At 61.0% G+C, this 21882-nt stretch carries 13 protein-coding genes; 6 read left to right on the plus strand and 7 right to left on the minus strand.

The genetic code is table 11. The annotated features are described in order from the left end of the window. Positions 1-15: 15 nt before the first annotated feature. The 6 genes from ACRB8A_RS00475 to ACRB8A_RS00500 form a co-directional block, all read right to left on the minus strand. On the minus strand, positions 16-336 hold the full coding sequence (locus ACRB8A_RS00475) for a hypothetical protein (RefSeq protein WP_285241229.1): 321 nt from the start codon (positions 334-336) through the stop codon (positions 16-18). Then, complete coding sequence (locus ACRB8A_RS00480; protein WP_285241228.1) at positions 329-535, minus strand: hypothetical protein; 207 nt, start codon at positions 533-535, stop codon at positions 329-331. The genes ACRB8A_RS00475 and ACRB8A_RS00480 overlap by 8 nt, the downstream gene beginning before the upstream one ends. Positions 536-724: 189 nt before the next feature. Continuing rightward, complete coding sequence (locus ACRB8A_RS00485; RefSeq protein WP_285241227.1) at positions 725-2707, minus strand: glycoside hydrolase family 127 protein; 1983 nt, start codon at positions 2705-2707, stop codon at positions 725-727. Further along, a complete protein-coding gene (locus ACRB8A_RS00490; protein WP_285241226.1) occupies positions 2704-3528 on the minus strand; it encodes a carbohydrate ABC transporter permease in 825 nt (274 codons plus the stop codon). The genes ACRB8A_RS00485 and ACRB8A_RS00490 overlap by 4 nt, the downstream gene beginning before the upstream one ends. Positions 3529-3533: 5 nt before the next feature. Further along, complete coding sequence (locus ACRB8A_RS00495; protein WP_285241225.1) at positions 3534-4487, minus strand: carbohydrate ABC transporter permease; 954 nt, start codon at positions 4485-4487, stop codon at positions 3534-3536. A 112-nt stretch (positions 4488-4599) separates the two neighbouring features. Beyond that, positions 4600-5886: an ABC transporter substrate-binding protein gene (locus tag ACRB8A_RS00500; RefSeq protein WP_285241224.1), complete on the minus strand. Its 1287-nt coding sequence runs from the start codon at positions 5884-5886 to the stop codon at positions 4600-4602. 297 nt (positions 5887-6183) lie between these two features. On the opposite strand from ACRB8A_RS00500, the gene ACRB8A_RS00505 reads away from it, so the two are divergent. From ACRB8A_RS00505 to ACRB8A_RS00530, 6 genes are all read left to right on the plus strand, one after another. Next, positions 6184-7164, plus strand: a complete 981-nt coding sequence (locus ACRB8A_RS00505; protein WP_350224287.1) for a LacI family DNA-binding transcriptional regulator — start codon at positions 6184-6186, stop codon at positions 7162-7164. A gap of 413 nt (positions 7165-7577) precedes the next feature. Next, positions 7578-10811, plus strand: coding sequence for a DUF5695 domain-containing protein (locus ACRB8A_RS00510; RefSeq protein WP_432245377.1), 3234 nt, complete (start codon positions 7578-7580; stop codon positions 10809-10811). A 203-nt stretch (positions 10812-11014) separates the two neighbouring features. Beyond that, complete coding sequence (locus ACRB8A_RS00515; RefSeq protein ID WP_432245378.1) at positions 11015-12928, plus strand: MGH1-like glycoside hydrolase domain-containing protein; 1914 nt, start codon at positions 11015-11017, stop codon at positions 12926-12928. Next, a complete protein-coding gene (locus tag ACRB8A_RS00520) occupies positions 12855-16997 on the plus strand; it encodes an OmpL47-type beta-barrel domain-containing protein (protein WP_432245379.1) in 4143 nt (1380 codons plus the stop codon). Before ACRB8A_RS00515 ends, ACRB8A_RS00520 begins: the two co-directional genes overlap by 74 nt. A 215-nt stretch (positions 16998-17212) precedes the next feature. Continuing rightward, positions 17213-18943: a ribulokinase gene (gene araB / locus ACRB8A_RS00525; RefSeq protein WP_285241220.1), complete on the plus strand. Its 1731-nt coding sequence runs from the start codon at positions 17213-17215 to the stop codon at positions 18941-18943. Then, complete coding sequence (locus tag ACRB8A_RS00530; protein WP_285241219.1) at positions 18940-19638, plus strand: L-ribulose-5-phosphate 4-epimerase; 699 nt, start codon at positions 18940-18942, stop codon at positions 19636-19638. The genes araB and ACRB8A_RS00530 overlap by 4 nt, the downstream gene beginning before the upstream one ends. Before the next feature lie 748 nt (positions 19639-20386). Here the strand turns inward: ACRB8A_RS00530 and ACRB8A_RS00535 are convergent. Then, on the minus strand, positions 20387-21868 hold the full coding sequence (locus ACRB8A_RS00535; protein ID WP_285241218.1) for a PepSY-associated TM helix domain-containing protein: 1482 nt from the start codon (positions 21866-21868) through the stop codon (positions 20387-20389). Positions 21869-21882: the final 14 nt, after the last annotated feature.

Below are 21882 nucleotides of genomic sequence, written 5' to 3' on the forward strand. Positions count from 1 at the left end.
GTGTCGGGTATCGCGTCAGGCAGAGCTGATTCCGGGCTGCTTCGGGTTAGTCGTCGCTACCGCATCCTGCGCTGGCAGAGGGTGCGCCGGTTGATGGGGGAGCCGGACTTCGTAGTGGTCGTCGCGGTCGATAATCTGGCGTAAATGTGGTCCATCGAATCTGAGCCACATCATCAATCCGTCCGCTGTCGCTGTTTCCACCGTGGCGGTCCGAAGGAACGTGTTGTCGGCCCAGATCTCGATCAGGGAACCAATCAGCGTGCGCCAGTTGCCAATATCTGGTCTTCTCGCCGGTGAGTGGTGCGGGAGCTGGTTGGTCGGCAGGGCCTTAGTCATGGCAGGTTCGGGTGAGTCCGAATGGGACGTTTTCGCTCAAGCGAATGGTGTAGTGGTGAGGGCCGTGGCGGGTGATGAGGATTCCCTGGCTTCTGGAGGCGGCAGCGGCGGTTTGCAGGAGCTTTTCACCGCGGCTGAGTTGATGGTTAAGGTCTTCGCGGTTGTCGGCGCGAACGGTGATGACCTCCAAGGTGTTCATGGCAGTTCTCCAGGTTTTCTCTAGCGATTGTTTGCTGACAGGAACGGGTTGGGATGACATCGATGCCCGTTTCCAGCGTCAGTGGTCCTACCTGACTCGTGGAGGAATGACGCTGTCCCGGTTGGTTGGGACAAGGTGGTTGTGGCCGGGCGAGAGGGAAAGGATCGCCCGGCCACAGGTCTTGGGTGCTCAGTTGATGGGGGCCTTGAGCCACACCCGCATTGTGACGGGGCCGTTGTTGCCCCAGTGGTGGTAGGGGACCAGTGAGGTGGCGACCGGTTCCACGGTGCGTTGGGAGGGCTGACCTGCCGGGTGGAACGGCCAGGGGGCGGGGTTTGATTTTTCCAGCCAGCCTTGGATGTTGATGCGTTCACCGTCGAGGTCCAAGGCTGTGTGAGGGTCAATGATGAAGTCGTCCACGTGCCGTCCCAGTGGCAGGTCAGCTGATTCAAGGCAGTACACCCGCGGGCCGCACTCGATGGCCACGGACCCTTTAATGGCGTCGATTCTGTCATCGCCGGCAGACATGCGGGGGGTCATCGGGAGCCGGAGATGGATAAGGTCACCGGAGGCGAACGTGCGGGTGATTTTGTTGTATCCGGGTGCCGCGGGCTGTTGTTTGCCATTGATGTCGATCGTGGCGTTTTCAGCCCATCCGGGGACCCGGATGGACAGGGTCCAGGGTCCGGTTGGTGTTTCGTCGACGGTCACGGCGATATTTCCGTCGTGGGGGTATTGGGTGTTGACGCTTAGCCGAATACGGCGTTCTCCGGGCAGGTCCGTGGCGATGTCGGTGTTTGCAAATTGGTGGATCTGGATCCCTTCTTCGTCGCTGGTGGCCAGGTAGGTTCCCAGTGATGCCAGGGTCCGGGCAATATTGTTGGGGCAGCATGCCACATCGAACCAAGCAGCCCGTTGGCTGGAGTCTGCCCGCTTGCTTTGTTCCTCGGGGCCGGTTGTCGTGCCCGGATTCCGTCGGTGGAGGGTATTGGAATAGAAGAACGTTTTGCCGTCTTCCGCGGTCGCAGTGGCCACGATGTTGAACAGGGTGCGTTCGATCAGGTCTGCGTATCGGGCGTTGCCGGTGGCTAAGAGCAAACGCCAGCTGAGCATGACCGAGGCGACGCCTGCGCAGCTTTCGCAGTAGGCCCTGTCGCTTGGCAGAACGTAGTCATCACCGAAGGCCTCGTCCTGGTGGTGGGAGCCCATTCCGCCGGTGATGTACGTCCGTTTAGCGACGGTATTTTCCCATTGCGTCTCGATGATTGACAACAGTTCCTGGTCGGCTGTGTCAACGGCAAGATCGACGACAGCCGCGGCCAGATAAAGTGCGCGTACGGCGTGCCCGCGCAGAACTGTTGATTCCCGAACCGGCATGTCGTCCTGGTAGTAGGACCGACCCCATTCGATATCGTCGAGCACGCCGTGCCCGCGCCTGTCGATGAAAAGCCGGGCCTGATCGCGATAACGTTCCTCTCCGGTGGCCCGCGAGAATTCCATGAGCCCGAGTTCAATTTCGGGATGCCCGCACACTGACTGGATTCCCTCCGGACCAAAAGTGTGACAGATGTGGTCAGCTACACGCCGCGCGATGCCGACCAGCTCGTCCTCCCCGTGGGTCCTGAGCCGGGCGACAGCTGCCTGGAGAAGGTGGCCGTAGTTGTAGAGCTCATGGCCCCATTCAAGGTCCGAGTAGCGGGAGCTCTGGCCTGGCCGGCCGAAATTGGTATTGAGGTAGCCGTCTTCCTCCTGTGCAGCGGCGAGCCGGCCAGTGATGGCTGTGATGGTGCGTTCAAGGTTGTTGCTGGGATGGGTTGCGCTTTCCCAGCAGTAAGCTTCGAGAAGTTTGTAGATTTCGGAGTCAGCGAATTCCCGGCCTTGACGTCCCGCGGGCAGGGTGCCGGCGGCGGCGCGGTCAAAGTTGGGCAACCATCCGGAACGCTCGAGCCACCCTAGGCAGTGATCAAGGGTATTGGTGGCGTTTATTCGCGAGCGTTCCCCCCAGAAGCCGGTGGACCGGAGGCGTGTTTCGCTGAGTCCCAGCGGGTACAGCAAGGTCGTTGCAGGGCAGACGGGACGGGGGTCGTATCTGGTGAGGGTGGTATCTAGCACGGTGTTGTCCAATGGTGGTTCCTGGCGCGGTTTGGGGTTGGTGTTGGTTTCCAAAGTCATCCCTTCAGTGCTCCTGACATGAAGCCTGTGATGTAGTAGCGCTGGAGGAAAAGGAACAGGGCTATGCAGGGCAGGGCAAGGACGACGACGCCTGCTTCGGTTACGCCGTAGTCAACGACTCCCATGGCCTGTTGGCGCAGATTGGCTACTGCGAGGGGCAGGGGTGCCAGATCTGAATTGTTGATGAGGATCAAGGGGGCGATGAAGTCATTCCAGGCTGCGAGGAACGTGAAGAGACCAACGGTGACCAGGCCGGGGACCACGCTGGGAAGCAGGATCCGCAACAGTGCCGTGAAGGAGTTGCAACCATCCACCTGTGCTGATTCCTCCAGCTCCGCAGGGATTGCCTCGAACGAGACACGCATCATAAAGATTGCGAAGGGCAGCTGGTACATGGTCAGGACAAGTGACAGGCCCACGAGTGAATCGGTTAGCCCAATGTTCCCGAGCAGGACGTAGAGCGGTACCAGCAGGCTGGCGTAGGGGACCATGAGGATTGCCAGGATCACCAGGAACAGGATGTTCTTTCCTGGAAAGCTGAAGCGGGCAAAGGAGTATCCGGCCAGCAGCGCCAGGGACAGGGTAAGGATGACGGTGAGGCCGGAGACTATGACGCTGTTCAGGATTAGTTGGCCAAGGCCTGGACCGTACTCCAGGAGGCGTTGGAAGTTTCCGAATCCGAATCCTTCCGGCTGGGCAGTTCCGGGTTGACCGGATACGGAGGCCATGCCTGCCCAGATCAGCGGGGAGAGGAAGATGATCGCCAGGCCGCCGGTGAGGACGTAGTAGGGCGTTCTCGAGAGGCTGCGGAGCCCGTTCATTGGTCTTACTCCTTCTCGCGCAGGGCGCGGAACTGAATGAAGTTGATGATCACCAGGGCTGCCAGGACAACGACGGACAGCGCCGCAGCGGAACCCAGATCAAAGCGCTGGAATGCCTCGCGGTAAATCAGCTGAACGACGGTGATTGTCGAGTTGTCCGGACCGCCTTTGGTCAGGATGAAGAACTGATCGAAGGCCAGGAGTGAGCCGGTGATGCACAGGATCAGGCACATCGCAATGGAAGGTTTGAGCAGGGGTACGGTGATGGTCCTGAAGATGGTCCAACGTCCGGCGCCGTCGATCCGGGCAGCTTCGTAGATGTCACCGGATATTCCCTGCAGGCCGACCATCAGGATGACCATGTAGAAGCCTGTGAAGCGCCAGATGATCAGGAATACGGTTGACCAGAGGGCAGCCTCGGGGGTTCCGAGGAAGGAGAGGGGCTCATCAATCAGTCCCAGGGACTGCAGGATGGGATTGATGGGACCGATGTTTGGGCTGTAGAGGCCCCAGAAGAGGAGTGCAGCTGATGCCAGGCCCAGTGCGCTTGGTACCAGCACGGAGGTTCGCAGGAATTTGTTCCAGCGGGTTACTTCCTGCACTATCAGGGCGATTCCCAGGGCAAGCGCCAGCATGATTACGGTGACGATCGCGGTGTACTGGAGGGTGAAAAGGATGCTCGGCCACAGCAGCGGGTTGTCCGCCAGGCCGGTGTAGTTCTCGGGAGCGTTGATGCCGCGGTTGCCGCCGAGCAGGCTCCAATCACTGAGGGACATCTGCCCCACGGTAAAGAGCGGTACGAGGAAGAGCAGGATGACGAAGATTGCGGTCGGTGCGGCATAACCCCAGCCGACGAGTGCCCGTTTGGTGGATTTGGATAAGCGGCGGCGTGGGGTTGCAGGGGCGCGGTCAGGGCCCGGAGCTGTCACCTTTGGTTCAATCTGGTTATGGATGGACATCGTTGTTCTCCTCGGACTGCCGGCCGGCTCTGGGCTCTAGGGCAGCGGTGGGCTTTTGGTGACGCGTGCGGGCAGCCGGTCAGGCTGCCCGCACGCGGGTATCAGGAGGGAATCAGTCGCCGAGTACGGCGTTGACTGCCTCGTTGTCTTTGTCAACAGAATTTCCGTCGCCGAACACGGCACCCCGGAACAGGCTGAGCCAAGGACCATTGGGGTCATTGAAAGCAGCGCCGAACTTCAGCGAGTAGGGGGTTTCGCCCTTGGCCGCGACCTTGTTGATGGCCACAACGCGCGGATCGGCGTCTGAGTACTTGTTCGAGGCCAGGTCTGTCCGGGCCACTACGTCGTTGTTTTTGGCCAGTACCTCGACCTGGGCTTCATCGCCAAGTGTCCATTTCAGGAATTCCCAGGCAGCATCCGCGTTCTTGCTGTTTGCGGAAATTCCAATGGCGTCGCCGCCCACGAACGTTGATTCCCCGCCCTTAATGCCCGGGATGGCCGCGACTCCTGTTGAAGCGGGCATGGACCCCAGGGTGGTGGAGGGCATCGGCATGACCCCGACCTTCCCGTCGGCAAACGGCTTGGTCCAGGTCGCGCCGGTTTCGTCCGCAGTTCCGGCGCCTGCGATGCCGTCGGCAGCCAGGCCACGGTAGGTCTTGTAGAGCTCTTTGGCTTCGCTGGATGCGAGGTTGGCGGATGTCCCGTCCTCGTTCAGTACGCTTTGGCCCGCGCCCCAGATCCAGGGGAAACCGGTGAAGACCATGCAACCACCGCAGTTACCGCCGAAGTATGTGCCGCTGACCCCGCCGCCGAGCTTGTTGACAGCCCGTGCCTGCTCATCAAATTCAGCCAGCGTGGTGGGGCCCTTGTCCGGGTTCAGACCGGCTTTGGCGTAGAGGTCTTTGTTATAGAAGAGCACGGACAAGTCCATAGTGTGGGGAACGACGTACTTTTTGCCCTCAAGCGTTCCGGTCTTGATGTGTGACTGGGCCAGGTCCCCGGCAAAGTCCAGACCGTCAATCCGGTCGGTAATGTCCGTGTACAGGCCCTGGGAGGTGTAGTTGGGGACGAAAACCACGTCGGAGGCGAAGAGGTCAGGCAGGCTCTTGGATCCTGCAGCCGCACCGATCTTCGCCTGGTAGTCATCCGTGGGAATAATGGTGAGCTTAATCTTCGTCGGGTGGTCTTTGTTGTAGGCGTCCACGAAGGCCTGGCTCTGGACTTTCGTGGCTGCACGGGTCCACATGGTCAGTTCTGCGGGGCTGCTGGACTGGCTTGCCGGAGTTCCGGCCGCGCACGCCCCCAACGTCAGGGCCGCAATGACCGCACCGGCAGCGCCGGTTACGGCCCGCCGGCTGACAGTGGGCTTCCCTCCACGGATGAAATCGAACATAGTCATCTCTTTACTCTTCCTTGAGCGGTTCACCGAACCCCTGCGGGTCGGGATCTGCTGCTTGTACGACCCGCGATCGAGGTCGGTGATGCAAACGGAATGAACGGGATGGTTTCGGAAAACATGCGTCAAAAAGCACAAAACAGAAAACTTCCGAAAACCTTTTTATAGAGTAGGGCCCGTGTAAAGTCAGGTCAAGGGTCTATCACTTGAGCTTTACGGAAAACTGGTGGGAAACGAATGACGAACGTGCTTGATAATCAGGACGCTACCGATCTCGTTCGCCCTCCAACGCTTCGGGATGTGGCGGCACTGGCAGGGGTATCCATTGCTACGGTTTCCAAAGCCCTCAACGGGCGGGAGCACGTACGGTCCGAAACCCGGCAGAAGGTGCAGCGGGCGGCGGAAAAACTCAACTTTTTCCCCAACGTCCTTGCCCAGAATCTCCTCTCGGGGCGGTCAGGTACTGTCGGGTTGCTGACCAGCGACATGGTTGGCCGGTTCTCCATTCCAGTTATGGTGGGAGCCGAAGATGCGTTCGGTTCTGACAGCATGTCTGTTTTCCTGTGTGATGCACGGGGGGATGCGATCCGGGAACAGCACCACCTCCGCGCTCTCCTGGGCCGCAGGGTGGACGGGCTGATCGTCGTAGGGGACACCACCAATCCCAGAAAATCCTTGGGCCAGGCATTGGGCGTTCCTGTGGTGTACGCCTACTCACCGTCAGAAGACAACAATGACATGTCCGTCATCAGCGACAACGTTGCCGCAGGCCGCCAGGCGGTTGAACATATCCTCAACTGCGGCCGCACGCGGATCGCCTACGTTTCCGGCGACATTGAGTACATGGCGGCCCGGGAGCGGGTCGCCGGGGCAACGGAAGCACTGGCCGAACGCGGGCTTACCCTCGTTGACGGGGCACCGCTGTACGGAGCCTGGAATGAAACCTGGGGCCGGGGTGCCGCCCGGCTGCTCCTTGAACGGCACCCGGACCTGGACGCCATCGTTTGCGCAAGCGATGAAATCGCCCGCGGCGTCCTGGACGTACTGCGTGAAGCGGGCCGGATAGTGCCCGATGATATCGCCGTCATCGGCCACGATAACTGGGAACAGTTCGCGAGCCAGGCACGGCCGCCCCTGACAACCATCGACATGAATCTTGAACTCGTAGGCCGCCGCGCAGCGCAACTGCTGTTTGCCGCCATTGACGGCAAGCCCGAGCCCGGCGTTCACGTCATCGCCACCCGCCTCGTCAACCGGCAGACGACGACGCCCACCCACTGAAGCCCGCCCGGAGGCGCCGGCGCCCCCTCCGCCAGCAGCACTCAACAGCCAGGAAAGAGCGTTTCGCATCTTTTCCTACCCCACAGCATCGCCCGATACCTTATCCAGGAGCCACCAACAGCCGCATGCGGTAGTTCTAGTACGCTCCCTTCATTACTTCCGAAAACTTCCGAAAACCTTTACTTAATTCTTTGGGCCACATAAAGTCCGGGGGGTATGAGGCTGCGCGCCCGGTCTGCGGGGCGTGGCGTGGTTCGCGACAAGGAAGTACGCGCTGGAATATGAAAACAACGAGTTTAAGTCTAGGGATTGCCTCTGTCCTCGTCCTCGGAATCGCCGCCCCGGCTATTGCCCTGGGCGGCAGTCCATCGGTCATTGCCTCGGTGGCTGAACCCGGGTTCTGTGAACGGCCGATGTCTGACAGCCCTGCGCAGCGGGCAACGGTTTCCGCCTCTTACACGGCGGCGTGGAACAACCTTGCCGCAGTCAAAGATGGCGTGGTCCTGCATCGCGGTGGTTCCCAGAACCAGATCTGGGGCACCTATTCAGGTGCGAACAGGCCGGCGCAGCAGTGGCTGCAGTACGACTGGTCCGGTCAGGGCACACTCACCGGAGCGACAGTTTCGTTCTGGTCCGAAACTGATGCAGATGTCGGCGGCGACGGGGTACTGGCACCAAAGTCGTGGAAGCTGCAGTCCTGGGATGGTGCGGCTTGGCGGGACATTGCGCTTAAAGACGGTGCCGCCTACCCGAGGGTAAAAAATGCCCCCAATACTGTCACGTTTGCAGGACCTGTCCTGACTGCCAAACTTCGTGCGGTTTTTGATGCCGCCTCCAACGGCACCAGCAACGCTGCGGTTGCAGTCAGCGAGTTTGCCGTGACCGGCGACGTGCCACAGGCCCCCGGCCGCGGGCAGGAGGTCCTTAGCAGCGACAGTTTCAATGTCGCCGTCGACCGGGGGACCGGGGGACTCTTCCAGCTCAGCAACGCCAAAGACACTCCCTCGTGCACGAACTACGTCATGAACCCGTCCCTGCACCCTCCGTTCGATGTCAATGATTCCCGCTGGACCGGCGATGTGGTGATGAAGGTCGATAACGTCAACCGGACGACAGGCCTGTCCGATGACATCCGGTCGGTCACCCGGGAAGGAAACGCCGTTAAGGTTGATTACAAAGGCACCGCAGCAAATCCCAACGGTATCCGCGGCTTTGGGCTCACCGAGAAATACGCACTGAGCGGCACCGCAGGCCAGGTCATGGATTGGTCCATCACCCTGGACAACACCTCCACCAAATCTATGGAGGTCCAGGACCTCGGTATTCCCCTGCTGATGAATTCATGGTGGGACGGGGGAAACCAGACAGGGATCTACGAGCAGAACGTCGCACGGCACTCCTACGTTGCCGGTGACGGCTCCTACATGTACTGGCAGCGGCCCAACGGTGAAGGCCCCTACCTGGTGATGGTCCCGGATGCGAACACTTCACTCGAGTTCAAAGACAAGGCCCGCCCCGGCGAGGGTCCCTTCGCCGAAAAGGACCCGTCATGGGAAGGACTTGTCGAGTACTACATCCACTCAAAGTCAAAAGCCCCGGAACGGGTGGCGGCCGGCAAAGCAGGCCAGTTTCTGCCTGCAACATCAGCAACCATCGCCGCCGGCCAGAGCAGGACCTACGGCTTCAGCTTCCAGTGGGCCAACTCCTACGAGGATATACGCAATGTGCTCTACAACGCCGGCGTTGTGGACGCTGTTTCACTGCCTGGAATGACCATCCCGCAGGGAACAACGGCCAAACTTGCCGTGCGGGCCAAGGCCGGCATCAACTCCGTGACGCCCGGCGGGGGAGTCACTGCCGCCGGAAACAACGCCACCGTCACACCCGCCGGAGAACGGAACGGCTACAAAATCTATGACGTGAAGTTCAACTCCCTGGGAGAAAACTTCATCACCGTCAACTACGGCAACAACAAGAAATCCGTGATGCAGTACTACTCCATCGAACCCGTGGAGAAACTGATCGAAGCCAACGCGAACTTCATCTCCACCAAACAACAGTCCAAGGACAAAACCCGCGGCTACGATGGCGCTTACCTTCAGTGGGACATGCGCACCAAACAGATGGTCACCCGCCAAAACTTCGGCTCAGTGGCATTATCCGGAATCAGCGAGTTCGACCTGCGGTGGATGACCGGCGGCTCCGATGACGTCGGACTTTCCCCCGCCACCTTCCTGGCGGAAAAGAACGCCCTGACCCCCAACGGGGCGCAGATCAAATCCCTCGATTACTACATCGACAACTTCCTCCTTGGCTACCTCCAAAACCAGGTCAAAGACGGAAAGCGGACCTGGAATCTTTACCACTGGTACGACGGCGGCGACGGAGACAGGCCTGCCACGGGACGCGAAGACGGCAGCGGCGACGTCGGCGACGGGCTGGCCACCTGGCGGGTGATGAACTCACCTCACGTCTGGAACACCTACTTCGCCATGTACAAAATCGCCAAAAAACACCCGGAACTGACCGCACGCAGCGCTGCCGACTACCTCGACTACACCTACAACACCATGCGGGCCTACTTCGAACACGACGACAGCCGTAAGTTCCTGCCCGACGCATCCCGCGACATGGCATCCATGGGCGAACTGTCACTGCCGACGGTGCGCGATGCACTTAAAGCAGAAGGCAAGACCGCGGAAGCGGATTCCCTCCAACAGCACTTCCGCCACAAGTACGACATCTTCGCCGCAAAAAAATATCCATTCGCATCAGAAATGAGCATCGACACCACCGCCTTCGAAGCCAACTACACCTTGGCCAAAATGTTTGGTGATACCCAGCTCGCCCGAAAAGTCACCGCCGCGTCCCTGTCATCACGCGGAACCCAGCCCCTGTGGTACTACTACGGGGGAGACAACCGGCACATGGGCGAATCCTGGTGGAACCTGGGATACGAAACCCAACTCGGCGCCTGGCAGCAGCAGGACTACCTCAAGTCCTACGACGCCGCAACAACCGGCTTCAACGCCGACGAGACCATGCGTTCGACCTACGGCGCCTACCTCGCAGGCTGGGCAAACATCAACTCCGGCCAGATCAGCTCCGACCCCGCCAACTACGGTGCCGCTTCCTGGCAGTACCAAAGCGAAAAGGGCTCCACCGAATACAGCTACATCCCCAACCTCAACGGCTGGTGGGGCTGGTCCGGCGAATCGGCGCTCGGCTTCTGGGGCGGCCTGAAAACCGCTGCCGTGAACATCGTCGATGACAAAGTCTTCGGGACGTACGCCTACGGCGGCGACATCACCGTCGTGAACGGAACAACCCGGATCACTCCCCAGGACGGGGTGCGCCAGCGGCTGACCATGTTCAACAAAAACAAGTTCGCGATGGACATTGAGGGTGCAAAGTACCGCGCCGCCACGATCAGCTCTGACCTTCGGACAGTGGAGGTGACGCTGGAGAACACGACCGCCAACAGCTACTCACCCTCGATCTCCTTGACCAGGCTCCCGGCCGGGAACTACCAGGTCCTGGTGGATGGGCAGCGCACCCAAACCCTCACCACCGACGGGACCACAGCCGCCCTGTCCCTGACCGGGCTCAACGGAACCACCAACACCATCAAAATCCAGCCGGTCTGATCGTTGTGATCACCTAGGTGCGACCCGCACCACACACCAGGGGAGGTGCCCGCTCCTAAAAGAGCTGGCACCTCCCTCGCACCCCTGCAAGATCCTCGCGGTATACGCGGCCACAGGGGTTGGCCTGCCCCAGCACCCATCCACGGGCAAGAGCCGAATGCATCAACACCAGCCCAGAAACGACAAAGAACGGGAGCGTCCCCATGACGCAAAAAAGTAGATTATCGCGGGCCATCACGGCCTGCGTTACCTCAACGGTTACTGCAGCCCTCGCCGGCTCGGTACTGATGGCAACACCAGCGAATGCCGCTGACGCTTGGGACCCATATGGTGAAGGGTTACAAAACACAAACGCCTCGCTGGGGTATCCCGCGTTTGTTAACGGCGACAAAGCCATTCCCGCAACGACTGCCGCCTATGACCCCACCACACCGTATTTGGGGCGGATTTTCGCCGCCGATGCCGCCGCCGGGGCAGGCAAGACACCCGGCAATGACTATTGGCTCGATAAAATGCTTGCCCGTGACGGCGTTCAACCCGACGAACCCGGCGGGCTGGACTTCGTCTCAGACCAGCCCAGTGACGTGAATTTCGACAACAACGGCGTCTTCTTCTCGCGGGGACGTGCCCTCTACATGCAGGACTCGGAAGCCGGGCTCGGTTTCCGGGGCAGGGTGGCCTACATTGAAGACCTCGGCAGCTCCGCTTATTCGCTCAACGCCACCATCAACGGGGTAAGTCTCACTTTGCAGGAGACCGAATCCAAACGACACAACACTCCCAGCTATTGGTACACCGAATATACCGGCGGCGGAATGCTGGTGAAGCAAACCAAGTTCATGACGCGGCAAAACGTGGCTGTGGAACGCCTGCAGATCACCACAACTGACGGATCCACCAAGACGGTCAGCTTCTCCCTCACCTCATCTCTGGCCCCAACGCTGGCAGGCACAGAACTAACCGGTTCCGTCGCTACCGCCCATAACGTCACCAAGGTCGCCACCAGGCTCTCAGGCGACCAGTTCACCGCCAGCGGCACAGCGCTTGCCCGCACCGTGGATGTTTCCCCCAGCGCCACGGACATCAAAGTCCAGATGGGATTCACCACCACCGAGATCCCGGAAAGCACTACCGAATTCGAAGCCGTCACCTCAGCTTCGCCCCAGGCAGCCTACGAAAACCAGACTTCGTCGTATAACTCCTGGTGGGTCCAGAACATCCCCTACCTGGAAACGCCGTCCGGGGAAATAGACAAAACCCTGTTCTACCGCTGGTGGCTTTTGCGGACGAACTTCCTGGACGCCCAGGTACCGGGCAACGACTTTCAGTTCCCCACTTCGTTGGAAGGGGTCTACGGCAGTGCGTACAACAACGCGATCGTTCTCACGGCCGGCATGTTCATTGAAGACATGAAGTATTTCCGTGACCCATCAAGCGCCTACGGAACATGGCTCTCCGCCGGCGAGGTGGCACGGAACAGCAAATACACCGACAACCCCGGTAACCCGAACAACTGGAACAGCAGTTATGCCAACTACATTTCCGAGGCGGCTTGGAACTCTTACGAACTGCACGGCGGTGATCCCTCCATTGCCAAAAAACTGGCCGCATACGCCGAGGATGACGTTGTAGGCCAGCTCAAAGAGTTCGATAAAAACAACAACAATCTGATCGAGTATTCCAACCCCGCACTGACGGGCAACGACGTGGATGCCGTGTCCTTCTCCTGGCGGAACACTGCCGCATGGACATCCCACCCCATGGACCGCCCGGAAACGGCCTATCTCTATTCAGGGGCACGCGCAGCTGCCGAAGCTTACAGAACCTCAGGCGACACAGCCGGAGCCGAGCGGATGGAACAAAAAGCCGCAGCCATCAAAAAAGCCGTCCTCGACGTGATGTGGGAAGACAAACGCCTCACCGCAGATGAAGCCGGTCTGTTCGGAAACATGATTAAGGCCAGCTACTCGGATGGCAGTTCCGGTCTGGCCGCGGGATCAAAGATCCCCTGGAAGGAAGTCAACATGTACTATCCGTACACCGTTGGCCTCATGCCAACCCGGAGACGCCGATTTCGACAAGAAGTACCTGGAGGCTTTCAGGCTGTTTGTCGATAGCGAGCACTACGCGCCCTTCCCGTTCTACACAGCAAACCAAAAAGACGCCAAGGCCCGGGCAATCAGGGATGCCGGGTCAGGGAAGCACTATTCCAACAACTTTTCCACCATCAACTCCACGGTGATGTTCAGGCTGCTCTCCTCGACCCTGCGGGACTATCCCAACAGCTACCTCACCAGCGATTACTACAAGAAAATGCTGTACTGGAACGCGTGGGCATCTTACGAAAAGGGCGACGTCACACGTCAGAACGAGAATGAATTCTGGTCCCACGGCTCAGCAGCTGACGGCGGATCGATCAAGTACCGCTCCTGGATCCACCAGACGCAGCTTGGCACCACCAACTTCACGATGATTGAAGACGCCATGGGTCTTCAGGCAAGGACCGATGACAAGCTGGAGCTCTCGCCGATCAACATCGACTGGGACCACTTCACCGCCAACAACCTCAAATACCACGACAAAGACCTCACCATCGTGTGGGATCAGCCCGACGGGGAGAAACACTACGGTGATACCCCCGAGGGTTATTCGGTCTATTTGAACGGTGAGCGGGCCTTCACCATCGACGCCCTCGTCCCTGTCACCTTCGACACGGTCACCGGAACCGTCACCACTAAAGCAAACGTCACTTACAACAAAGCCAACGCGGTCAAGCAGGCCCGAGACGTCCGTTTTGCCTCCACAGATTCTGTCGTGGGTCTGCTCGCCAAAGCCGGTGTAGACATTGATCCTGCCTCCAGCGCTGCACCCAATCTGGCAGAAGGAAAACCCGCCACCGCCTCCTTCTCCGCCCCCGGCACTACCCCGTTTGGAAGTACTAACGTTCCCGGGAACGCCGTGGACGGGTCGACGGTCAATGAACCGTTCTGGGGAACTACGGGCTCACCGAATGCCAGTGACTGGCTGGAAGTTGATCTGGGCACCGAACAAACGATCAACGAAGCCAAAGCGTATTTTTACCGGACATCCTCCAGCACGACGGTCCAAGGCTACGCCGCACCGAAGTCCTACTCAGTCCAGTACTGGGACGGCACAACGTGGAAGTCTGTCACTGCGCAGGCGAGGACACCCAAAATCGCTGCGGGCAACGAGAATTCGATCCGCTTCGCGGATGTCCGGACCCAAAAGATCCGGATAGCCGTAACTCACCAGCAGGGCCAGAAAACCGGCATCAAGGAACTCCAGGTCCGACGGATCGGCACCGCCTACACGCCCGCGGAAAATGAAGCCCCGGCAATATCGGTGCAACGCATCACCGTGGCCGACCCCAGCATTGCCCGGTTCACAGGAACCGTCTCCGATGACGGCTTGCCAACCGGCGAACTGACGCAAAGCTGGGCCGTGACGGCCAAACCGGCCGACGACGCCACCGTCACGTTCAGCGATTCAGCTTCACCCAACACCACCGCCCGGTTTTCCATCCCCGGCTCCTATACCCTACGCCTCACAGCTTCGGACGGGATGAAGGAAACCAGTGTTGAACAGGTCATCAACGTCTCCGACATCCGGCCCCTCGGACCGGACGTTGGATCGTACGCAAAACCCGCCACCTCCTATGTAGCTCCCTGGAACCGGCTCAGTGCCATCAATGACGGCGAAACCGTGGGCACCGCGCAAACAGATCAGACCAAGCTGTGGGGAACCTACAGCGACAACAACAGGCCGGCCACCCAGACGGTGACTTATACCTGGCCGAACGCAACGCGTTTGGCAGGGGCCGGAATGGCCTTCTGGCAAGATACTGCCCAAGGAACGGGTGCCGGCGTGGCACTGCCCTCGGCATGGAAGCTGGAGTACCTGGACGGGGCCACCTGGAAACCGGTGATCCTGAAGCCCGGAACAACCTACGCCACGGCCGGAATCGGAACGTCCAACGAAGTCGCATTCGAACCCGTCACCACAACCCAGCTCAGGGCCACAATCTCGGCAAGCAAAGCCGCCTCCAGTTCGACATACTCCGCCGTGGCTGCATCTGAATTCGACGTTTTCAGCGACTACCCCAGTTCCTATGAGGTAATTGCCAAACGCACCAGCGCGGGCGTGTTGGTAACCCTTCCCGAGACAGCCACCGTCGTGTATCCCAACGGAAACCGGGGAGACCTGCGGGTGAGCTGGGATGCGGTCGAACCTTCACGGTTCAACGCCCCGGGCACCGTTACCGTCACCGGGGTATTCACCGGATCAACACTGCCTGTCACGGGCACCATCAGCGTCGGCGAAACGGGAAGCGAGGTCATCTCCATCGACCCGCAAACCGCACAGACGCTGGCAGGGAAAGCACCGGATCTGCCCAGAACGGCTGTAGTGGTCTTGGGCGGTGGAAACGGAGCCAGGGAATCCAGGCCCGTCACCTGGGATGCGGTTGATCCAGCCGCCTACGCACAGACGGGCACCTTTACAGTCGCAGGCACTGTGTCTGGAACCGGACTCAAAGCCTCCGTCACTGTTACCGTGGACCCGGATCCCGCAGCAGCCACCAAACCCGCGGCACCGGCCGCACCTTCTGCCACCGTAGCGGGAGCTGATGCGACCATTAACTGGACGGCACCTACGAACGGCGGAAACCCCATCACGAGCTACACCGTCACGTTGAACGCCGCCAACCAGGTACCGGTCACCAAGGCGGCGACGGGAACCACCACCACGTTCACGGGACTAACGGCCGATACGTATTCAGTGACCGTGTCAGCTACGAACGCCGTAGGAAAATCCGAGGAATCCCCTGCAACAGGGTTCACGGTTGCTGCCGCTGATGTGCAGGCGCCCACACTGGCAGTGTCTGCCTCTCCGGAGGTTGCCGACGGGAACGCGGGTTGGTGGAAGTCAGTGGTGAACGTTGCCGCCACCGCAGCCGATGAAATCGATCCCAAACCGGTGGTCGAAATCAGCCGTGACGCCGGAACAACCTGGGCTCCTTTCACGCCCTTGGTTCTCGGCGGGGGCACCCCCTCGCTCCAGCTCAGGGCCGTGGACGCCGCGGGCAACAAGTCCCCGGTCATCGAGCGGGCCTTCAAGATAGACAGGGTAATTCCCACTGCCACGGCAACCGTCGACCAGGCAGCACGGAAGGTCACTATCAGCGGCACCGATCCCGAGCCGGGGTCCGGGATTGACCGGATGGAGTACAGGGACAACCCCGACGCCGGCTGGACAGCTGTCCCGGGTTCTGCAACGGCAATCACTGTCGGACAAAAGGCCACAACAGTGGAATACAGGGCCATCGATTCTGCGGGAAACCCCAGCGCAGGACAGTCCGCGCTGGTGCCAGCAGCATCCGCGCCGAAAGCAACAGTGACCACGACATCGGCCACCGAACCATCAGCACAGGGTTGGTACCAGACGGACGTCCTGGTCAAGGCCACAGCACCGGTCGGATACGCCGTACAGTACCGGCTCGACAACGGAACCTGGAAAGCTGCTACGCAGACGCTGACTGTTTCGACCAGCGGCCCGCACACCATCGAACACCGGTTGCTCAAGAACAACGTCCTAGTGGACGGATCAGTCTCAAGCACCTCGGTCAAGATTGACAAGATCACACCGGTAACATCCGTAGCCGCCTTGCCCACCAGCCTGGTCGGCACACCCCGTAACCCGGTCAACCTGACCTTCTCCGCCAGGGACATCCACTCCGGAGTCGCGAAGATCGAATACAAAATCAACCAGGGACCCTGGACCACGACAGCGGCTACCACCACGGTGGAATTCTCAACCGTGGGCGACTACGCCGTGGCATACCGCTCCTTGGACGAGGCAGGAAACATCGACAGGATCCGTTCGACCACAGTGAAAATCACGCCCAACACAGCAACAACGCTGAAGACAGGCGTCAGCACCGTCAAACCGGGTGGATTCATCACCTTCAATCTCACCGGCTTCAACCGATGGGACAAAGTCTCGCTCACCAGCGGGTCCACTGAAGCATCGTCAGTACTCACAGACGAGAAAGGCAACGCCAGACTCACCATCCAAATCCCGGCCGGGGCCCCAACAGGAGCATTGGTCCTGACTGCAAAGGGAAGCGCTGAGCTCACAGCTACGACCAAGATCATCGTCGTCAAATAGCACCTGAGCTGATCCATAAAAGGAGGTGCTCCTGTTCACAACAGGAGCACCTCCTTTTTCACGTGCTTCGAGCCGCAAAAAAGAAGCAGGGTTCGGCCCCCGGCGCGGCCATTCTCGATCTCAGACTCTTCGCGGCCAGCGTTGACGCATTTCTTGTTAGCGCTCACAATAGATTCAGGCCGCGAAGTGGCGGCAGCAACTGAAGGAATCTTCTTATGGACGCTGTGGAAGGCCGGGACGCTTACGTCGTCGGCGTGGATTATGGGACCCTTTCGGGCCGCGCCGTGGTGGTCCGCGTGCGGGACGGCAAGGAACTGGGCAGCGGTGTATTCGACTACCCGCACGCCGTGGTCACCGACGCCCTGCCCGCAAGCACCGGCGGATCCGCCAGGCTTCCCGGCGAGTGGGCCCTCCAGGTCCCCAACGACTACCGCGATGTCCTGCGCAACGCCGTCCCGGCAGCCGTGGCCGACGCCGGGATCGATCCGGCCGCCGTCGTCGGAATCGCCACTGACTTCACCGCCTGCACCATGGTGCCCACCAAGGCCGATGGCACGCCCCTGAACGAGGTGGCCGGTTTCGCCAACCGGCCACACGCCTACGTGAAGCTCTGGCGGCACCACGCGGCCCAGCCCCAGGCGGACCGGATCAACGAGCTTGCCGCGGAACGCGGCGAGGCCTGGCTGGCGCGTTACGGCGGCCTGATTTCCTCGGAATGGGAATTCGCCAAGGGCCTGCAGCTGCTGGAAGAGGACCCCGGGGCCTACGCGGCGATGGACCACTGGGTGGAAGCCGCCGACTGGATCGTCTGGCAGCTCTGCGGCCAGTACGTCCGCAACGCCTGCACCGCAGGCTACAAGGGGATCTACCAGGACGGCCGCTACCCGTCCGGGGACTTCCTGGCCGCCCTCAACCCCGGGTTCGAGGACTTCGTCAGCACCAAACTCGAACACACCATTGGCCGGCTGGGTGACGCCGCCGGCTACCTCACCGCCGAAGCTGCGGCCTGGACCGGACTGCCGGAAGGCATCGCCGTGGCCGTGGGCAACGTTGACGCCCACGTCACCGCGCCCGCAGCCAGGGCCGTTGACCCGGGCCAGCTGGTGGCCATCATGGGTACCTCCACCTGCCACGTGATGAACGGCACCGAACTCCGCGAAGTACCCGGCATGTGCGGGGTGGTGGACGGTGGCATCGTGGACGGGCTCTGGGGCTACGAGGCGGGCCAGTCCGGCGTTGGCGACATCTTCGGCTGGTTCACCAAGCACGGCGTCCCGCCGGCCTACCACCAGGCCGCCGCGAAGGCCGGCCTGGGCATCCACGAATACCTCACCGAACTGGCCGCCGCACAGGCCATCGGCGGGCACGGGCTGATCGCCCTCGACTGGCACTCCGGCAACCGCTCGGTCCTGGTGGACCACGAACTCTCCGGCATCGTGGTGGGCCAGACCCTCGCCACCAGGCCCGAGGACACCTACCGGGCACTTCTTGAAGCCACGGCCTTCGGCACCCGCACCATCGTGGACGCCTTCCGGGACTCCGGAGTACCCGTCAAGGAGTTCATCGTGGCCGGCGGCCTGCTGAAGAACAGGCTCCTGATGCAGATCTACTCCGACGTCACCGGCCTGCAGCTCTCCACCATCGGCTCCACCCAGGGCCCGGCCCTCGGCTCAGCCATCCACGCCGCCGTGGCTGCCGGGAAGTACCCGGACATCCGCGTGGCCGCCGCCGCCATGGGCGCCGAACCCGGCGAGGTGTACACCCCGATCCCGGAAAACGTGGCTGCCTACGATGAGCTGTTCCAGGAATACCGGACCCTGCACGATTACTTCGGCCGCGGCACCAACAACGTGATGCACCGCCTCAAGGCCATCCAGCGGCGGGCCGCCGGCCCGCTCCCGGCAGCCGGGGCGGACACTGAGGCAGCTGCCGGGGTGAACGCATGAGCGCCGTAGGAATCCTGGACACCATTGCCAAAGTCCGCGCCGACGTCTGCACCCTGCACGCCGAGCTGACCCGGTACCAGCTGGTGGTCTGGACGGCGGGGAACGTCTCTTCGCGGGTCCCCGGCGAGGACCTGATGGTCATTAAGCCTTCCGGAGTCTCCTACGACGGGCTGGCCCCCGAGCTGATGGTGGTCACCGACCTTTACGGGGTGCCCGTGGCTGGCAACGCCGGGGCGGAATGGGGCAACCCGGCGCTGTCGCCGTCGTCGGACACGGCAGCGCATGCCTACGTCTACCGGCACATGCCGGAGGTGGGCGGCGTGGTCCACACCCACTCCACCTACGCCACCGCCTGGGCCGCCCGCGGCGAGGCGATCCCGTGCGTACTCACCATGATGGGTGACGAGTTCGGCGGGTCCATCCCGGTGGGCCCGTTCGCGCTGATCGGCGACGACTCGATCGGGCAAGGCATCGTGGAGACCCTCCGCGGCTCCAGCTCCCCGGCCGTGCTGATGCAGAACCATGGCCCGTTCACCATCGGCAAGGACGCCACCTCGGCCGTGAAGGCAGCCGTGATGTGCGAGGAAGTGGCACGCACCGTGCACATCTCGCGGCAGCTCGGCGAGCCGGTATCCATCGACCAGGGCCACATCGACTCCCTCTACGCCCGCTACCAGAACGTTTACGGCCAATAGTGGCGGGACGGCCGGCTGTGTAGCCTGCCGGCATAGAATTCGACGGATCAGGCCATAATTAGCAGGCTCATGCCATTGATTTAATCCCGAGGACTTACTTTGACACCGGTAGCAGACACTTCCACGTGGCATTCATTCACCGGTCAGACCTCGGGGTTTGGCCCGTCCTGTTGGGTATCCCTGGTCCATGACACTTCTGTCGTCTTTCGAAACATCATGACCCCACAGTTAAGTGAAGCGATGTCGCGTTCAGCCGGAAGACAAGACCGGCGGATCTCGAGCAGCGCACCCCCGGTTGAGCGGCGCACATCGATGCGCACGTCCAGGAGGTGGGCGTCCTCGAAGATCGTGCCAGCCGTCAGTGGATTGCGTTCGGGTTTGCCGTGAAGATCCAGTATCTGCCGTAAAAAGAGCTCGAAAGCTTTGTACACCGAACTCAGGTGGGGGGACTGCGGCAGGTCCCCAGGCCGCTGCCACGCAGAAATCCGCGCATAGCCGCGCGTAGCCGCGACCCAGGTGCAGGGCCGGCGGTCTTGTCCTATCTTCCGCGACGACGGGGCTTCAGCAGCTATTTCTACCTATGTCTCCAAAGCACCGATAATGGACCTGATGTAAAGCTAGGCCTGAAAAGGGCTCCTAAAAGACCTTCTGGCTACGAATCGTGGCATGCCCTGCAGGACTCAGCTCACCACAACAGCTCATCATCGCCTGGCGCGCCCTCAGCCTTTTGCTGGGACCTTTGGTTTTTCTAGTTGGTGGTTGTGCCCGCGGGGCGGCGGTTCTTGATGAAGCCAAGGGCAACGTCAAAGGCCAGGAAGACCAGCAGGCTGATTCCCAGGATTGGTATGGCAATGCCGACGCCTGTGGCGAGGATCGCCACCGCGAGTGTCAACGGCCATGGGGCGTTGCGGACGAAGGAACGTGCAGGAGGGCGCCCGGCAGTCCAGGCTGACCCCTTGGTGGGGCGGCGTTTCCACCACATCAGGTAGCCACCCACTACGCTGGTCGCCAAGCTCAGCGCGATGAGGACCAGTACCAGCTGGTTGGCCAGGCCGAACAGGACGCCCATGTGGGCGTCGATGCCCCAGCGGCTGAGTTTCGCGGCTAGGTTGAAGTCTTCAAAGACCAGTTTTCCGCTGACGGTCATGGTGGTGGGGTCGACTGCGATTGCGTCAGCTTCCGTAGGCCAGGACCTGTCGATTTCCGTGGCGGTCCAGGCGGTTCCTTCCTTGGAGGGCGGTTTGATCTCTATCTTGCCTGCGTTGATGAGGGGTTCCTGCCGGGCTGCGGCGAGTACGTGGTCGTACATGGCCGGATCTGCCGTACCGGTTGTCATTGCGGCATGGTCGTGACCGCCGTGGTCGTGCTCACCGGTGGCTTGGGTTGCCGCCGTGGGCGTCAGCGCTGTGGGAAGTTTTGGTGTTGTCCAGGTCAGGGATGCCCGCAGGTTGGTGATGTTGTCCCCGGCAAACTGCGACCAGGTCAGACCAGTGGCAGAGAGGAACAGGAAGCCGAGCAGCAATACGGCGCCGCCGGTAGCGTGAATCTTGAGCAACTGCGGACGGCTGAAGCGGCCCTTCCGTAACACCAGGGAAGGGCTTTGACCAGTCTCTTTCGTGTTCTTTGCGATCGGCTTTCCCCGGCGTGGTTTGGTCAACCAGAGGGCCAAGCCGGCGAGGGTGATCACCCACAGCCAGGAGGCAGCGAGTTCGCTGTACAGTCGTCCGAAGTCACCGAGGTGGAGGTTGCGGTGGAGTTGGTCGATCCACGTTCGGAACGGCAGGACGCCGGAGGTTCCGTAGACGGTCAGGTCGCCGCGGACTTCGGCGTTGGCCGGGTTTATGAAGATCGCCCGGGATTCTGATTCCCCCAGGGATGGGTTGGTGAACATGATGCGGGTCGTGTCCCCTGGTTTGGGTGCAGGGCGAACGGCGGAGGGTTGTTGGTCTCCTACTATTTGCTGTGCCGCGCGGATCTGCTCGGAGAGGGGTATCGAGGTCTGCGAGACGGGAACGTGGAGTTCTTTGTCGTAGATGGCCTCTTCCATGGCAGGGGTCAGCGCGTAGAGTGCTCCCGAGAGTGCGGCGATGAGCAGGAAGGGGCCGACGAAAACGCCGGCATAGAAATGGAGACGGCTGAGCAGGGCTCTCAGAGGACTCCCGGGTCGTTTACCGGTTGGACGGGGCGACTCGGCGGGTGTGCCGGGGTCGTTGGTGATGGTGCTTGTCATGACGTGTGTTTTTC

The organism is Arthrobacter sp. G.S.26 (assembly GCF_050847375.1).
GTDB lineage: Bacteria > Actinomycetota > Actinomycetes > Actinomycetales > Micrococcaceae > Arthrobacter.

Bases quoted from the DNA above. Each gene is read 5' to 3' on its own strand.
- ACRB8A_RS00475 (WP_285241229.1), bottom strand. From the start codon at position 336: ATGACTAAGGCCCTGCCGACCAACCAGCTCCCGCACCACTCACCGGCG.
- ACRB8A_RS00495 (WP_285241225.1), bottom strand. From the start codon at position 4,487: ATGTCCATCCATAACCAGATTGAACCAAAGGTGACAGCTCCGGGCCCT.
- ACRB8A_RS00515 (WP_432245378.1), top strand. From the start codon at position 11,015: ATGACGCAAAAAAGTAGATTATCGCGGGCCATCACGGCCTGCGTTACC.
- ACRB8A_RS00485 (WP_285241227.1), bottom strand. From the start codon at position 2,707: ATGACTTTGGAAACCAACACCAACCCCAAACCGCGCCAGGAACCACCA.
- ACRB8A_RS00530 (WP_285241219.1), top strand. From the start codon at position 18,940: ATGAGCGCCGTAGGAATCCTGGACACCATTGCCAAAGTCCGCGCCGAC.
- ACRB8A_RS00490 (WP_285241226.1), bottom strand. From the start codon at position 3,528: ATGAACGGGCTCCGCAGCCTCTCGAGAACGCCCTACTACGTCCTCACC.
- ACRB8A_RS00480 (WP_285241228.1), bottom strand. From the start codon at position 535: ATGAACACCTTGGAGGTCATCACCGTTCGCGCCGACAACCGCGAAGAC.
- ACRB8A_RS00510 (WP_432245377.1), top strand. From the start codon at position 7,578: ATGTCTGACAGCCCTGCGCAGCGGGCAACGGTTTCCGCCTCTTACACG.
- ACRB8A_RS00500 (WP_285241224.1), bottom strand. From the start codon at position 5,886: ATGACTATGTTCGATTTCATCCGTGGAGGGAAGCCCACTGTCAGCCGG.
- ACRB8A_RS00535 (WP_285241218.1), bottom strand. From the start codon at position 21,868: ATGACAAGCACCATCACCAACGACCCCGGCACACCCGCCGAGTCGCCC.
- araB (WP_285241220.1), top strand. From the start codon at position 17,213: ATGGACGCTGTGGAAGGCCGGGACGCTTACGTCGTCGGCGTGGATTAT.